At 71.3% G+C, this 13426-nt stretch carries 15 protein-coding genes; 11 read left to right on the top strand and 4 right to left on the bottom strand.

Translation table 11 applies throughout. The annotated features are described in order from the left end of the window. Nucleotides 1–156: 156 nt before the first annotated feature. Entirely contained in the window at nt 157–804 is a 648-nt protein-coding gene (locus V7050_RS11115) for a GntR family transcriptional regulator (RefSeq protein WP_324368577.1), read from the bottom strand. 179 nt (nt 805–983) lie between these two features. Between V7050_RS11115 and V7050_RS11120 the strand changes: the two genes are divergently transcribed. The 8 genes from V7050_RS11120 (at nt 984) to V7050_RS11155 (ending at nt 7940) form a co-directional block, all read left to right on the top strand. Beyond that, a complete protein-coding gene (locus V7050_RS11120) occupies nt 984–1625 on the top strand; it encodes a pyrimidine 5'-nucleotidase (RefSeq protein ID WP_324368579.1) in 642 nt (213 codons plus the stop codon). A gap of 11 nt (nt 1626–1636) precedes the next feature. Beyond that, nucleotides 1637–2854: a UbiH/UbiF family hydroxylase gene (locus V7050_RS11125; protein ID WP_324368581.1), complete on the top strand. Its 1218-nt coding sequence runs from the start codon at nt 1637–1639 to the stop codon at nt 2852–2854. Nucleotides 2855–3003: 149 nt separating this feature from the next. Next, on the top strand, nt 3004–4026 hold the full coding sequence (gene ilvC, locus V7050_RS11130; RefSeq protein WP_324374272.1) for a ketol-acid reductoisomerase: 1023 nt from the start codon (nt 3004–3006) through the stop codon (nt 4024–4026). Between the two features lie 264 nt (nt 4027–4290). Beyond that, nucleotides 4291–4632: an MmcQ/YjbR family DNA-binding protein gene (locus tag V7050_RS11135; protein ID WP_324368347.1), complete on the top strand. Its 342-nt coding sequence runs from the start codon at nt 4291–4293 to the stop codon at nt 4630–4632. After that, on the top strand, nt 4629–5210 hold the full coding sequence (locus tag V7050_RS11140) for a hemerythrin domain-containing protein (RefSeq protein WP_324368349.1): 582 nt from the start codon (nt 4629–4631) through the stop codon (nt 5208–5210). The genes V7050_RS11135 and V7050_RS11140 overlap by 4 nt, the downstream gene beginning before the upstream one ends. A gap of 80 nt (nt 5211–5290) precedes the next feature. Continuing rightward, the gene (gene secG / locus V7050_RS11145) at nt 5291–5656 is read left to right on the top strand and encodes a preprotein translocase subunit SecG (protein WP_324368351.1); all 366 of its coding nucleotides are present in this window, start codon (nt 5291–5293) and stop codon (nt 5654–5656) included. Nucleotides 5657–5823: 167 nt separating this feature from the next. Continuing rightward, nucleotides 5824–7470, top strand: coding sequence for a CTP synthase (locus tag V7050_RS11150; protein WP_324368353.1), 1647 nt, complete (start codon nt 5824–5826; stop codon nt 7468–7470). A 26-nt stretch (nt 7471–7496) separates the two neighbouring features. Continuing rightward, nucleotides 7497–7940 carry a tellurite resistance TerB family protein gene (locus V7050_RS11155; RefSeq protein WP_324368355.1) on the top strand — a complete coding sequence of 148 codons (444 nt, stop codon included), beginning with the start codon at nt 7497–7499 and terminating at the stop codon, nt 7938–7940. Between the two features lie 16 nt (nt 7941–7956). Here the strand turns inward: V7050_RS11155 and V7050_RS11160 are convergent, their stop codons facing one another. The 3 genes from V7050_RS11160 to V7050_RS11170 form a co-directional block, all read right to left on the bottom strand. Next, a complete protein-coding gene (locus V7050_RS11160; RefSeq protein WP_324368357.1) occupies nt 7957–8901 on the bottom strand; it encodes a MipA/OmpV family protein in 945 nt (314 codons plus the stop codon). A 146-nt stretch (nt 8902–9047) separates the two neighbouring features. Then, nucleotides 9048–10172, bottom strand: coding sequence for a 3-dehydroquinate synthase (aroB, locus tag V7050_RS11165; protein ID WP_324368358.1), 1125 nt, complete (start codon nt 10170–10172; stop codon nt 9048–9050). 7 nt (nt 10173–10179) lie between these two features. Beyond that, a complete protein-coding gene (locus V7050_RS11170; protein ID WP_324368359.1) occupies nt 10180–10791 on the bottom strand; it encodes a shikimate kinase in 612 nt (203 codons plus the stop codon). A 119-nt stretch (nt 10792–10910) separates the two neighbouring features. Here V7050_RS11170 and V7050_RS11175 point away from each other — a divergent pair, with 119 nt between their 5' ends. The 3 genes from V7050_RS11175 to V7050_RS11185 form a co-directional block, all read left to right on the top strand. Continuing rightward, nucleotides 10911–11039 (top strand): hypothetical protein, encoded by a 129-nt coding sequence (locus V7050_RS11175; RefSeq protein WP_324368361.1) that lies wholly within the window; start codon nt 10911–10913, stop codon nt 11037–11039. Beyond that, nucleotides 11036–12604 (top strand): hypothetical protein, encoded by a 1569-nt coding sequence (locus tag V7050_RS11180; protein ID WP_324368363.1) that lies wholly within the window; start codon nt 11036–11038, stop codon nt 12602–12604. Before V7050_RS11175 ends, V7050_RS11180 begins: the two co-directional genes overlap by 4 nt. Beyond that, a partial coding sequence (locus V7050_RS11185; RefSeq protein ID WP_324410542.1) for a tyrosine recombinase occupies nt 12601–13426 on the top strand: 826 nt, incomplete at its 3' end. The genes V7050_RS11180 and V7050_RS11185, both read left to right, overlap by 4 nt.

Here is a 13426-nt window from a genome sequence, read left to right on the forward strand (position 1 = left end):
CGGCCGCGGCTCGTCGCCGCGGTGCTGATGCTGCCTCTCTACTGGCCGCTCGGCGCCGTCGCCGCCTATCGCGCCATCGCCGAGGTCTTCACCCGGCCCTTCTACTGGCACAAGACCGAGCACGGCGTCGGCGAGATCCTCGAGACCTGATCCGCCTCACCTTTCGCCGCGCTGGGTGTCGGACATGAGCCGGGTCTCGAAGGCCCGGGAGATATGGTTGCGGATCGCGGCATCGGCGGCCACGCCGTCGCGGGCCTCGATCGCGGCCACGATCTCCGCGTGCTCGTCGAGCGCCTGCGCCCCGCGGCCCTCGGCGGCGAGCGAGGTCGTGGCGAGGAGGACCATGGAGCGGTGCACCATCTCGAGCTGGGCGACCAGATAGCGGTTGTGGCTCGCGAGATGGATCTGGCGGTGGAACCGCTTGTTGGAGCGTGCCAGGATCTCCGGACGGTCCATGATCTCGCGGTCGCGGCGGATCATGTCGTGGAGCACGCGGATCTCTTCCGGTGCCGCGTGCTGGGCGGCGAGCCGCGCGGCGAGGGCCTCGAGCTCGGCGCGCACCGCATAGAGCTCGCCGAGCTGGTTGTGGTCGAGGCTCGAAACCATCAGGCTGCGGCCATCGCGGGTCAGGACGCCTTGGGTTTCAAGGCGTTGCAGCGCCTCCCGGATCGGGGTCCGCGAGACGCCGAACCGCTCGGCGAGCTCGGATTCCACCAGCCGGTCACCCGGGCGGTAGTCGCCCTGATCGATGGCTTCCAGGACCAGGAAATAGGCGTCCTTCTGGGATGATCCGGATGGCGGCATGGGTCTGCGTCTCCCGTTGGGCGGGATCGGGATCCTAGCGTCCGGGCACGAAAAAGGCGATGCACAAGGCATGCGCGACCCATGCACCGGGACTCCGGCTGGAGGGCCATCGTTGCGTGGCGGCCACTTGGCCATGCGGCGGCATTGCGGCGGCACGGGACCGGCGCTAGACCGGTGCCATGCCGCGCCAGTTCTTCGCCCATGTCGAGGCCTGGGTCTTCGACCTCGACAACACGCTCTATCCGCCCGAGATCCGGCTCTTCGACCAGATCGAGCGGCGGATGACCGATTATGTCGCCGAGGCGCTGGGGGTGGCGCCCGACGAGGCGGGCCGGCTGCGGCGGCATTACTGGCGGCGCTACGGCACGACGCTCGCCGGGCTGATGGCCGAGCACGGGCTCGCCCCGGAGCCCTATCTGCGGCATGTGCACGACATCGACCTGAGCGGCGTTCCCGCTGATCCCGGGCTCGGCCGGGCCATCGCCGCCCTGCCCGGCCGCAAGCTGGTCTATACCAACGGCTCGCGCGAGCATGCGCGGCGAGTGACCGCGGCGCGCGGCCTCGACGGCGCCTTCGACGGGCTCTACGGCTTCGAGGACGCGGGCTATCTGCCGAAGCCGGAGGCGGCGGCCTTTGCCGCGGTCTTCGCGCTGGCGGATCTCGCGCCGGAGCGCGGCGCGATGTTCGAGGACGATGCGCGCAATCTCGCGGTGCCGCACGGGCTGGGCATGCGCACGGTGCTGGTCGGCGCGGCCGGGAACGCGCCGCATGTGCATCACAGCACCGACGACCTGGCGGGCTTCCTCGCCGCGCTGGTCTGACGGGCCGGGGCGTGGAGCGCATCGAGACCGACATCCTGATCGCCGGCGGCGGCATCGCCGGCCTGACGGCGGCAGCGGCCTTCGCCAGCGCGGGCTTCCGCGTCACCTGCGTCGACCCGGTGCCGCCGGTGACCGAGCGGGATGCGGCGGGGTCCGATCTCCGCTCCACGGCCTTCCTGATGCCCTCCGTCCGGCTTCTGGAGCGGGCGGGCCTCTGGGAGGCGCTGGCGGCGGAGGCCGCACCGCTCCGGGTGATGCGCATCGCCGATGCGGGCGGCCCGGATCCCGCGATCCGCGAGACGGCGGATTTCGAGGCGGGCGAGCTCGGCGAGCCGGTCTTCGGCTACAACCTGCCCAACTGGCTCCTGCGCCGCGCGATGGTGGCGCGGCTGGCCGAGCTCGAGGGGGCGGAACTGCGCGCGGGTTTGCGGCTGACCGATGTCACGCCACGCACGCGCGAGATCATCGCGCGGCTCTCGGACGGGCGGCAGCTGCGGGCGGCGCTGCTGGTGGCGGCGGACGGGCGCGACAGCTTCGTGCGCGAGACGCTCGGCATCGGCGCCCGGCGCTGGAGCTACGGGCAGAAGGCCCTGGTCTTCACCGTGGCGCACGACCTGCCCCATGAGGGCGTCTCGACCGAGATCCACCGCTCGGGCGGCCCCTTCACCCTGGTGCCCCTGCCCGACCACGGCGGGCGACCGCATTCGGCGGTGGTCTGGATGGAAACCGGGCCCGAGGCGGCGGCGCTCGCGGCGATGGCGGAGCCGGACTTCACTGAAGCCCTGAACCGGCGCGCCTGCGGCGTGCTGGGGCGTCTGGCCCTCGCGAGCCCGCGCATGCTCTGGCCGATCATCGCGCAGGTTGCCGGACGGCTCGACGGGCCGCGCACGGCGCTGGTGGCCGAGGCGGCGCATGTGGTCCCGCCGATCGGGGCCCAGGGGCTCAACATGAGCCTGCGCGACATCGCCGCCCTGCTCGATCTCGCGGTCGAGGCGCGCGCCGCTGGCGCGGATATCGGCGCCCCGGAGCTGCTCGCGCGCTACCACCGGGCGCGGTACGGCGACATCCTCGCGCGCATCGCCGGGGTGGACCTCCTGAACCGGGCGGCCATGGCAGGGCTCCCGGCGCTCCGGGACGCGCGGAGCGCCGGGCTGCGGCTGCTCTTCGGCCTGCCGCCGCTGCGCCGCGCGGCCATGGAGCTGGGGCTCGGCGCCGGGCGTGGGACCTGATCGCGAGCTATGCCATGCTTTCCGGTTCGGCGCTTCGGGGAAACACGGCCCGGGCGATGGACGGCGGCCCGGGCGACCCGTCCCGTCTGGACACCGCCGTGGGGCTCGCCTAGAGGGGCTGCGCGCCGGCAAACGGGGGAGAACACACCATGCGGGTCTATTACGATCGCGATTGCGACATCAATCTCATCAAGGACAAACGTGTCGCCATCGTCGGCTACGGCAGCCAGGGCCATGCCCATGCGCTGAACCTGCGCGACTCCGGGGCGAGGAACGTGGCGGTGGCGCTGCGCGAGGGCTCCCCCAGCGCGAAGAAGGCCGAAGCCGAGGGGCTGACGGTCATGGGCATCGCCGAGGCGGCGAAAAGGGCCGACGTGATCATGATGACCATGCCGGACGAGCTCCAGGCCGACACCTACCGCAAATACATCCACGACAACCTCCGCGAGGGGGCGGCGATCGCCTTCGCCCACGGGCTCAACGTGCATTTCGGGCTGATCGAGCCGAAGCCGGGGGTCGATGTCATCATGATGGCGCCGAAGGGGCCGGGCCACACGGTGCGCGGCGAATTCGTGAAGGGCGGCGGCGTGCCCTGCCTGGTCGCCGTCCACAACGACGCCTCAGGCAATGCGCTGGAGATCGGCAAGTCCTATTGCTCGGCGATCGGCGGCGGCCGCTCGGGGATCATCGAGACCGACTTCCGGCAGGAATGCGAGACGGATCTCTTCGGCGAGCAGGCGGTGCTCTGCGGCGGGCTGGTCGAGCTGATCCGCATGGGATTCGAGACGCTGGTCGAGGCGGGCTACGACCCGGAGATGGCCTATTTCGAATGCCTGCACGAGGTGAAGCTGATCGTCGATTTGATCTACGAGGGCGGCATCGCCAACATGAACTACTCGATCTCCAACACGGCCGAATACGGCGAATACGTCTCCGGCCCCCGCATCCTGCCGCGCGAGGAGACCAAGCGGCGCATGAAGGAGGTGCTGGAGGACATCCAGACCGGCAAGTTCGTCTCGGCCTTCATGGCCGAGAATGCGGTCGGCCAGCCCTCGTTCAAGGCGACCCGGCGGCGCAACGATGCGCATCAGATCGAGGCCGTCGGTGAGAAGCTGCGGGGGATGATGCCCTGGATCTCGGCCGGCAAGATGGTCGACAAGTCCAAGAACTGAGGCAACGGGTTAGCGCGTTTTCTTCGACGCGTGAGCCATGCGCGGCGCTGCAGGATGAAAGCTTGGAATGGCCCTTGGCCGTCTCCGCCGGACCTGGCGGTCCGGGGGCGACGCGGTCGCGCTCGGGCGCTGCCGTGACGGTCAGGCGCTGCGGATGCCGGACTGGCGTTCGATCATCCAGCCCGGCACGCGCCGGCCCGGCACGGAGGGTGAGTCGGCAGAACGGGCTTCGGCCCGGCGCCAGCGCATGTTAGACGCAACGCCATGGTGCGCTTCGAGGATCTGCGGGCGATGGTGCTGGCGCTGCCGGATACGGTGGAGACCACCTCCTGGGATTCGCGCTCGTTCAAGGTCAACGGCAAGGTGATCCTCTACTGGAACGCCGGCCACGACTGCCCGGTGTTCAAGGTCCCCGTGGAGGAGCGCGACTTCCTGATCGAGGCGGATCCGGAGACCTTCTTCACCACCGACCACCACCGGCCCTGGCCGCTGGTGCTGGCGCGGCCCGACCGGCTCGACCCGGACTGGGCGCGGGCCAATATCGAGCGGGTCTGGCGGGCGCAGGTCAAGAAGCGCACGCTGAAGGCCTGGGAGGCGCGACAGTGAGCGCAGACCGGGGTGCGCTTTCGCTGGCGCGGCGCGAGGGCCTGCCGGATGCTTTGCGGGTGCTGGTGGCGGAATATCCGCGCGAGTGCTGGGAGAACCATCGCAACCTGACCGCGCTGACGCGGTTCTGGCTGGAGCGCCATCTGATCTTTCGCGAGCTCGAGGCCGCGCTGCTCGCGGAGACCCGCGGGCTTCTGGCCGGAGACCGCGAACCGCGGGACTTCGCCACGCAGCTCGCCCGGCTCGGCAATGCCTTCCTCGGCGACCTGCAGGCCCATCACGGCATCGAGGATCTGCATTTCTTCCCCCGGCTGCAACGCCTCGACACCCGCATCGCCGCGGGGTTCGACCTGCTGGAGGCCGACCATCACGAGATCGAGCCGCGGCTGCAGGCGCTGGCCGAACGCGCGAACGCCCTGCTCGCGGCGATCCGCGAGGGCAGGCCGACCGCCGACGGGGCGGGCCGGCTGGAGGCGGAACTGCTCCGCCTGCAGGGCTTTCTCGACCGGCACCTGACCGACGAGGAGGAGCTGGTGGTGCCGGTGATCCTCGCCAATCCCGATGCCGATCTGGACTGAGGTGCGCCGGGATTTCACGGTCGACAAGGCCGGCGCGAGGGTCTAGAGAGCCCGCTGATCCGAGGGACCGAATTTTCGCCATGGCCAATGTCGTACTGACCATCCACCTGCTTCTCGCCCTGTCGCTGATCGTCGTCGTGCTGCTCCAGCGTTCCGAGGGCGGCGGGCTCGGGATCGGCGGCGGTGGCGGCGGCGTGATGACCGGCCGCGGCGCCGCCACGGCACTCTCCAAGCTCACCTGGGCGCTCGGCGTGGCCTTCGTGGCGACGAGCCTCGCGCTCACGATCATCGCGGCACGCGATTCCGCGCGGGATTCGGTGATCGACCGCGCGCCCGCGGGTGCGGAGGCCCCGGCCGAGGATCTCACGGCCCCGCCCGCGCTCGGCGAGGATCTGCTGCCGCCCGGGCCTGCGGAGGGACCCGCGGCGCCGCCCGCGGCGGAGTGATCGCTGCCGGCGCGGGCTGCGGCAATTCTTGGTTGCAGCGCCGCAGGTCACCACGAGATGTTGCGCCGTTCGTCTTGCCGGCCACGGGATCTTCCCGTATAGATTGAGTCCCGTGGAGCATCCGCTCGCAGCATTCGAGACCAGGAATCGACACGGGGACAGCGAAGATGGCACGCTACGTTTTCATCACCGGCGGCGTGGTGTCGTCCCTCGGCAAGGGCCTCGCCTCGGCGGCGCTCGGGGCGCTTTTGCAGGCGCGCGGCTATTCGGTGCGGCTCAGGAAGCTCGACCCTTATCTTAACGTCGATCCGGGCACCATGTCGCCCTTCGAGCACGGCGAGGTCTTCGTGACCGACGACGGGGCCGAGACCGACCTCGACCTCGGGCATTACGAGCGCTTCACCGGGGTGGCGGCGCGCCGGACGGATTCGATCTCCTCGGGGCGGATCTATTCCAACGTGCTGGAGAAGGAGCGCCGCGGCGACTACCTGGGAAAGACCATCCAGGTGATCCCGCATGTCACCAACGAGATCAAGAACTTCCTCCATATCGGCGAGGAGGAGACCGATTTCATGCTCTGCGAGATCGGCGGCACGGTGGGCGACATCGAGGGCCTGCCCTTCTTCGAGGCGATCCGGCAGTTCGGCCAGGACAAGCCGCGGGGGCAATGCATCTACATGCATCTGACGCTCCTGCCCTTCATCGCGGCCTCGGGCGAGCTCAAGACCAAGCCGACCCAGCATTCGGTCAAGGAACTGCGTGCCATCGGCATCGCGCCCGACGTGCTGGTCTGCCGCTCGGAGATGCCGATCCCGCCCAAGGAGCGGGAGAAGCTCGCGCTCTTCTGCAACGTGCGGCCCGAGGCGGTGATCGCCGCGCAGGATCTCGCATCGATCTACGAGGCGCCGCTCGCCTATCATGCCGAAGGGCTCGACCAGGCGGTGCTCGACGCCTTCATGATTTCGCCCGTCCCGAAGCCGAACCTGGCGAAATGGGAGGATGTGATCGACCGCATCCACAATCCCGAGGGCGAGGTGAAGGTCGCGATCGTCGGCAAGTACACCCAGCTCGAGGACGCCTACAAATCGATCGCCGAGGCCCTGACCCATGGGGGCATCGCCAACCGGGTGAAGGTGCGGGCGGAATGGATCGACAGCGAGCGCTTCGAGAACGACGACGACATCCCGCCCCTGCTCGAAGGCTTTCACGCCATCCTGGTGCCCGGCGGCTTCGGCGAGCGCGGCACCGAGGGCATGGTCCATGCGGCCCGCTTCGCGCGGACCCGCAAGGTGCCCTATATGGGCATCTGCCTCGGCATGCAGCTGGCGGTGATCGAGGCCTCCCGCGACCTTCTCGGGCTCGCCGATGCCGGCTCGGAGGAATTCGACCACGATGCGGGCAAGCGCCGCTTCACCCCGGTCATCTACCACCTCAAGGAGTGGCTGGAGGGCAACCGGACGATCAAGCGCGAGGTCACCGACGACAAGGGCGGCACCATGCGGCTCGGCGCCTATGACGCCATCCTGAGCGAAGGCAGCCAGGCGGCGGAGATCTACGGCCGCACCACGATCTCCGAGCGGCATCGCCACCGCTACGAGGTCGATATCGCCTATCGCGACAAGCTCGAGGGCTGCGGGCTGCATTTCTCGGGCCTGTCGCCGGACGGGCGGCTGCCGGAGATCGTCGAGATCCCCGGGCATCCCTGGTACATCGGCGTGCAGTTCCACCCCGAACTGAAGTCGAAGCCCTTCGCGCCGCATCCGCTCTTCGCCGATTTCATCCGCGCGGCGCTGGAGCAATCGCGGCTGGTCTGACGCGCGCAATCGGATATACCTCGGCCATGCTGACCGATCTCCTCCGCCGCCTGGCTGGCGAGCCTTCACCGCAGCCGCTGCACCCCGACGACGCGCGCCTCGCCATGGCGGCGCTGATGGTGCGGGTCGCGCGCACCGACGGGAACTATACCGAGAACGAGCGCAACCGGATCGACCGGGTGCTCGCGGTGACCTACGGGCTCGATGCCGGCGCGGCGGCGGCGCTGCGCGGCGAGGCCGAGGCGGCCGAGGCCGAGGCGCCGGACACGGTGCGCTTTACCCGGCTGGTGAAATCCGCCGTGCCCTACGAGCATCGCGAGGACGTGGTCGAGGCGCTGTGGCGCGTCGCGGCCGCCGACGGCATCAATGCCGACGAGCACGGTTTCCTGCGGCTGGTGGCCAATCTCGTGGGCGTCTCGGATCTCGACAGCGGGCTCGCGCGCCAGCGGGCGCTCAAGGACCGGGAATAGCCGGGCGGGCGTCGGGCTAGAAGTCGAGGCTGATGCGCCGGGTCAGGTTCAACCGCACCTCGTACTGATCCGCCGAGCCGAGCGCGGTGATCGGCGAATCGGCCGCGTCGTTCAGCAGGCGCTCCCAGGACGCCTCGCCCTCGAGGCCCCAGCGCTCGTTGAAGAGGTAGCGGGCGCCCAGGACCACGCCGCCGCCGAGCAGACCGCCGGAGGGATCGTATTCCGGCAGGCCCGAGGCCGCCGATTCCGCGGCGCTGACGCCGAAATAGGTGTTGGTGAAGAGCGTGCTGCCGAAGTTCAGCCGCGGCCCGAGCGTCAAGGTCAGGCCGTCCACGGGATAGGCGATCGCATCGGCGCCCAGGTCGCCGACCCAGGCATTCGATCCGATGATGCCGTAGCGCACATCGCCGAACACCCGGTAGTTGCGCTGCTCGTAGCCGAGGCCGAGTCCCGCCTCGAAGGCCCAGGGGACGTTGTCGAGCCCATTGATCTCGGAATGATGCGACGAGTTGCGGTTGGAGATGTAGCGCATCGACCCGCGCAGCCCCAGGCCCGTCCGGAAGCCCACCGCCCGGCCGGAGCCGTATTCGAAGCCGTTGGGGAAACGGAGATAGTCGATCCGCGCGATGCCGGTCGGCCCGGTCTCGTATTCGTCCGATCCGAAATAGGCGGGGCTGACCTCGATGCCGGCCCCGAGCGTGATCACGAGGTCGGGCGTCGAGGAATCGAAGGCGCCGCCCGCAGCGAGGAAGGCCGGAAGCGGCAGTTCGGCATCGGAATAGCCCGCCGTATCGGCCGGATAGCTCGTCTGCTCGAAGGGCACCACCCCGCCCGGAATCGAGGGCTCGGTGACGGCGCCCTCGGGCAGCGCCGCCGGCGCGTCCTGCGCCGACGCCGGCAGGCCGGCCAGGGCCAGCGCGAGCGTTGCGGCGGATGCCAGGAGCGGCGAGCGGCGAAGCATTTGCGACTCCGGAAGAATCGGTTTGGGCACGTTGTTCATATTTTAGTTGAGCTGGTTAACAATGTCTAAGTCGCATTGAGCGTTTGGCCACCCGATACCGGCCGGAACCGCGATTCCCGCGAAATCGTGACCGATCGGCTTCACTTTCATGGCTGCGCCCGCGCGGCGAGTTCGGCCGCGAGCACTTCCCGGACCACCGCGAGATCGGTTTCGCCCGACACGAAGGCCGCGCCGATGTCGCGGACGAGCACGAAGACCGGACGGCCGTCTCGCACCTTCTTGTCCTGCGCCATCAGGGCGATCAGGCCGTTGGCGTCGGGCAGCGGGCCGGGAATGTCGCGCAGGCTGCGCTTGAGCCCCATCGCCGCGAAATGCGCCGCGACCCGGCTCGGCGCCTCCTGCGGGCAGAGCCTGAGCGCGGCGCTGGTCTGGAAGGCGAGCAGGCAGCCGATCGACACGGCCTCGCCGTGGAGCAGCCTGTGCGAATAGCCGGTGGCGGCCTCGAGCGCATGGCCGAAGGTATGGCCGAGATTGAGCAGCGCGCGATCGCCCTGCTCGGTCTCGTCGCGCACCACCAGATCCACCTTCATCTCGCAGGAGCGCCGCACCGCCCGGGTCCGCGCGGCGCGATCGCCCGCGGCGAGGCGGGTGCCCTCCGCCTCGAGCCATTCGAAGAAGCCCGCGTCCCCGAGCAGGCCGTATTTGACGACCTCGGCATAGCCCGCGCGGAAATCGCGCTCCGCAAGGGTGTCGAGCAGGTCGATGTCGGCGAGCACCAGCTTCGGCTGGTGAAAGGCGCCGACCAGGTTCTTGCCCAGGGTCGAGTTGATCCCGGTCTTGCCGCCGACGGAGCTGTCGACCTGGGCGAGCAGCGTGGTCGGGATCTGCACCAGCCCGACGCCCCGGCGCAGGATCGCGGCGGCGAAGCCGGCCAGATCGCCGATCACCCCGCCACCGAAGGCGACGACGAGGTCGTCGCGCGCGATCCTCTCCGCGATCAGCCATTCGACGGTCTGCTGGAGTGCGGCCCAGCACTTGCTCGCCTCGCCCGGATCGAGGGTCAGCACGGCGGGGGCGATGCCCTCGGCGCCGAGCGCGGCCTCCAGCGTGCCGAGGTGGCGTGCGGCGACATTGCGCTCGGTCACGATGGCGATCCGGGGACGCTGCAGCAGCGGCGCGATCTCGGCGCCGGCGCGCTGCAGGAGCCCGGCGCCGATCCGGATGTCGTAGGCGCGGCCCCCGAGCGGGACGTGGACGGTTTCCATGCTCATTCGGTGCTCATTCCTCTGCGACGCCGATCGTCGGCGGGCGGGCCGGATGGCCCGCGTCGAACCGGCGCACGGCGGCGGCGATGCCGCGCGCCATGCTCTCGTGGCTGGCGCCCCGCCGGCTGTCGACGGTGACGTCGGCCAGCGCATAGACCGGCGAGCGGCGGCGGTCGAGATCGGCCAGGACCGCGCGCGGATCGGGCGCATCGAGCAGCGGCCGGCCGGGCCGGTCGCGCACCCGGTCCCAGAGCAGGTCGAGGCTGGCCCGGATCCAGACCGAGGTGGCCTGCGCCGCGATCTCCTCGCGGGTGCGCGGCTCGATGAAGGCGCCGCCGCCGGTCGCGAGCACGCAGGGCGCCTCGGAGAGCAGTCGGGCGATCACCCGGCGCTCGCCGTCGCGGAAGGCGGGCTCGCCGAGCGTGGCGAAGATCTCGGGGATGCTCATGCCGGCCGCGGCCTCGATCTCGCTGTCGGAATCGACGAAGCGCACGCCGAGCAGCGTCGCGAGCCGCTTGCCGACGCTGGTCTTGCCCGCGCCCATGAGCCCCACCAGCACCAGCGTGCGGCAGAGCACGAGGGCCTCGGCGGGGGGGTCGGAGGCGCGTCTGGGTCGGTCGATCATGCCAATTGCCGTCGGATCGCACGGAGGGTAGACTGGCTCGAGGCAGTCGCGGTGCGCGAGCCCCGTGATTGAACAGCACAAGACGCGGCGGTCAAGCCGCACAGACCGAGCAGGTGATCATGCGCTTTGTTCTCAAGGCAGTCCTCTTCCTCGTGGTGGCGGCCGGGATCGCCCTCCTGGGACTTGCGATCTTCTCCGATCTGCCCGCGCCCACTCGCGAGATCAGCGTCCCGGTGGAGGCGAAGTGATCCGGCGGGCCGCGGGGCTCGTCGCCGCCGGCCTCGTCGCCGCCTCGGGCGCGGCGGGCGCCGCCAGCGAGCCGCGCAGTGCCATACCCTGGCTCTCGGAGAGCATCCGCACCGATGTGCCCGCACCGCCGCCGCGCCCCGCGGAGCCTGCGCCGACGCGCGGCAGCGAGGAGATCACCGTGACGCCGCTCGGCACGGTGCGGCGCGACAGCGTCGGGCTGCTCCCGCCGGAGCGGAGCGGGCTCCCGCGCGCGCTCTGGGGCCCGACCCCGACCGGCCAGGCGGAAAGCCTGATCCGCGACCATCCCGACGCGGGCGTTCCGGCCGCGCGCGCGCTCTTCCGCAGGATCCTGCTCGCGGAGACCGATCCGCCGCAGCCCGCCGCGGCCGACGGCGCGCTTCTGGTGGCGCGCGTCGACCGGCTCCTGGAGATCGGCGCGCTCGAGGAGGCGCGGGCGCTGATCGAGCTGGCCGGTCCCGAGACCCCGGAGCTCTTCCGGCGCTGGTTCGACGTGGGGCTGCTGCTCGACGCCGCCGCGGCGCCCTGCGACGCGCTGCGGCAGAATCCCGCGCTCTCGCCCACCCTGCCGGCGCGGGTGTTCTGCCTCGCGCGCGGCGGCGACTGGAACGCCGCCGAGATCACGCTGGTGGTCGGCGAGGACGTGGGCTCGATCGGCGCCGACCAGCAGGCGCTGCTGGCGCGCTTCCTCGATCCCGAGATCTTCGAGGGCGAGCCGAATCCGCCGGTGCCCGAGCCGCTGACCCCGCTCGACTTCCTGATGCGCGAGGCCACCGGCATGCCGCGCCCGGCGGGCGCGCTGCCGACCGCCTTCCTGCACCACGACCTGGTGGAGCATGCGCCGATGCGCGCCCGCGTCGCCGCGGCCGAGCGGCTGGTGCTCTCGGGCGGCGTCGCGCCGCAGCTGCTCTTCGAGGCCTATCGCGCCGGCATCCCGCCCGCCTCGGGCGGGATATGGGATCGGGCGGCGGCGGTGCAGGCGCTCGACGCCGCGCTGGCGGAGGGCGCGGATCCGGCGACCCTCGGCGCGGCGCTGCTCGGTGCGGAGGAGGCGCTGCGCGCCCGCGGCCTCGAGGTCGCCCTCGCCCGGGAATACGCGCCGGCGCTGGCCGATGCCGACTGGAGCCGGCTCGACGGCGCGGCGCGCGAGCGCCTGGTCGCGGTGCTGCTGCTCGGCGGCGAGGCTCCGGCGGCGGCCCGGCTCGCGGGGGAGGCGCCGGACGCCTTCACGCGGACCCTGCTGACCCTGGCCGCGCAGGGCGGCGATCCCGCCCCGGCCACGGATCTGCAGCGCGCCGCCCTCACCGGCCTCGTCGCCATCCTGCCCGCCGACGAGCGCGAGGCGCAGCTGGTGCGGCTGGTGAACGACGGCCGCAGGGGCGAGGCCGTTCTCGCCGCGCTGAGCCTCCTCGAAGGCGGCGCGACCGTCGATCCGCCGGCGCTGCATGCCGCGCTTCTGGTGCTGCGCCGCGCCGGGCTCGAGCCCGACGCCCGCGCCATCGCGATCCAGTCCGTGCTCCGCGCGGGCGCGGGCCCGGCGGAATGAACGCGCGCTGGCTTTCCCGCTTCCTCGAGGCGATTCAGGCCGAGCGGGACGCCTCGCGCAACACGATCCTGTCCTACGGGCGCGATCTGCAGGATTTCGCGGACTTCCTGGAGAGGCGGGGCAAGGATTTCGCTTCGGCCGGGCGCAGCGACGTGGAGGCCTATCTCGGCGATCTCGCCGACCGCGGCATGGCGCAGGCCACCCGGGCGCGGCGGCTCTCGGCGATCCGCCAGCTCTACCGGCTGGCCTTCCTGGAGGGCTGGCGGGCGGATGATCCGGCGGCATTGATCCGCGGCCCGAAGCGGGCGCGGCGGCTGCCGGGGACCCTGAGCGAGGCGGAGGTCGACCGGCTGCTCGACGCGGCCGGGACGGCGGCGCGGAGCGAGGCCGAGGCGCTGCGCGACACCTGCCTGATGCAGCTTCTCTATGCGACGGGGCTGCGGGTGAGCGAACTCGTGGCCCTGCCGGTGGCGGGCGCGCGCGGCGATCCGCGCATGATCCTCGTGCGCGGAAAGGGCGGGCGCGAGCGGATGGTGCCGCTCTCGCCGCCGGCGCGCGAGGCGCTGACGCGCTGGCTGGCGCAGCGCGACCGCGACGAGGAGGCCGCACTCCGGGCCGGCAGGCCGCGCTCGGCCTTCCTCTTCCCGGCGCGCGGGCGCAGCGGCCACATGACGCGGGAGGCCTTCTTCCTGCTCGTCAAGCAGCTGGCGGGGGCGGCGGGGCTCGATCCCGCCGGCATCTCGCCCCACAGCCTGCGCCATGCCTTCGCCACGCATCTGCTCGCCAACGGCGCCGATCTGCGGGTGATCCAGACGCTGCTCG

It is taken from the genome of Amaricoccus sp. (assembly GCF_036846665.1).
Lineage (GTDB): Bacteria > Pseudomonadota > Alphaproteobacteria > Rhodobacterales > Rhodobacteraceae > Amaricoccus.

Coding starts and splice junctions, on each gene's coding strand:
- V7050_RS11135 (WP_324368347.1), top strand. CDS start 4,291: ATGGTGCGCTTCGAGGATCTGCGGGCGATGGTGCTGGCGCTGCCGGAT.
- V7050_RS11155 (WP_324368355.1), top strand. CDS start 7,497: ATGCTGACCGATCTCCTCCGCCGCCTGGCTGGCGAGCCTTCACCGCAG.
- V7050_RS11170 (WP_324368359.1), bottom strand. CDS start 10,791: ATGATCGACCGACCCAGACGCGCCTCCGACCCCCCCGCCGAGGCCCTC.
- ilvC (WP_324374272.1), top strand. CDS start 3,004: ATGCGGGTCTATTACGATCGCGATTGCGACATCAATCTCATCAAGGAC.
- V7050_RS11160 (WP_324368357.1), bottom strand. CDS start 8,901: ATGCTTCGCCGCTCGCCGCTCCTGGCATCCGCCGCAACGCTCGCGCTG.
- V7050_RS11150 (WP_324368353.1), top strand. CDS start 5,824: ATGGCACGCTACGTTTTCATCACCGGCGGCGTGGTGTCGTCCCTCGGC.
- V7050_RS11120 (WP_324368579.1), top strand. CDS start 984: ATGCCGCGCCAGTTCTTCGCCCATGTCGAGGCCTGGGTCTTCGACCTC.
- V7050_RS11175 (WP_324368361.1), top strand. CDS start 10,911: ATGCGCTTTGTTCTCAAGGCAGTCCTCTTCCTCGTGGTGGCGGCCGGG.
- aroB (WP_324368358.1), bottom strand. CDS start 10,172: ATGAGCATGGAAACCGTCCACGTCCCGCTCGGGGGCCGCGCCTACGAC.
- secG (WP_324368351.1), top strand. CDS start 5,291: ATGGCCAATGTCGTACTGACCATCCACCTGCTTCTCGCCCTGTCGCTG.
- V7050_RS11115 (WP_324368577.1), bottom strand. CDS start 804: ATGCCGCCATCCGGATCATCCCAGAAGGACGCCTATTTCCTGGTCCTG.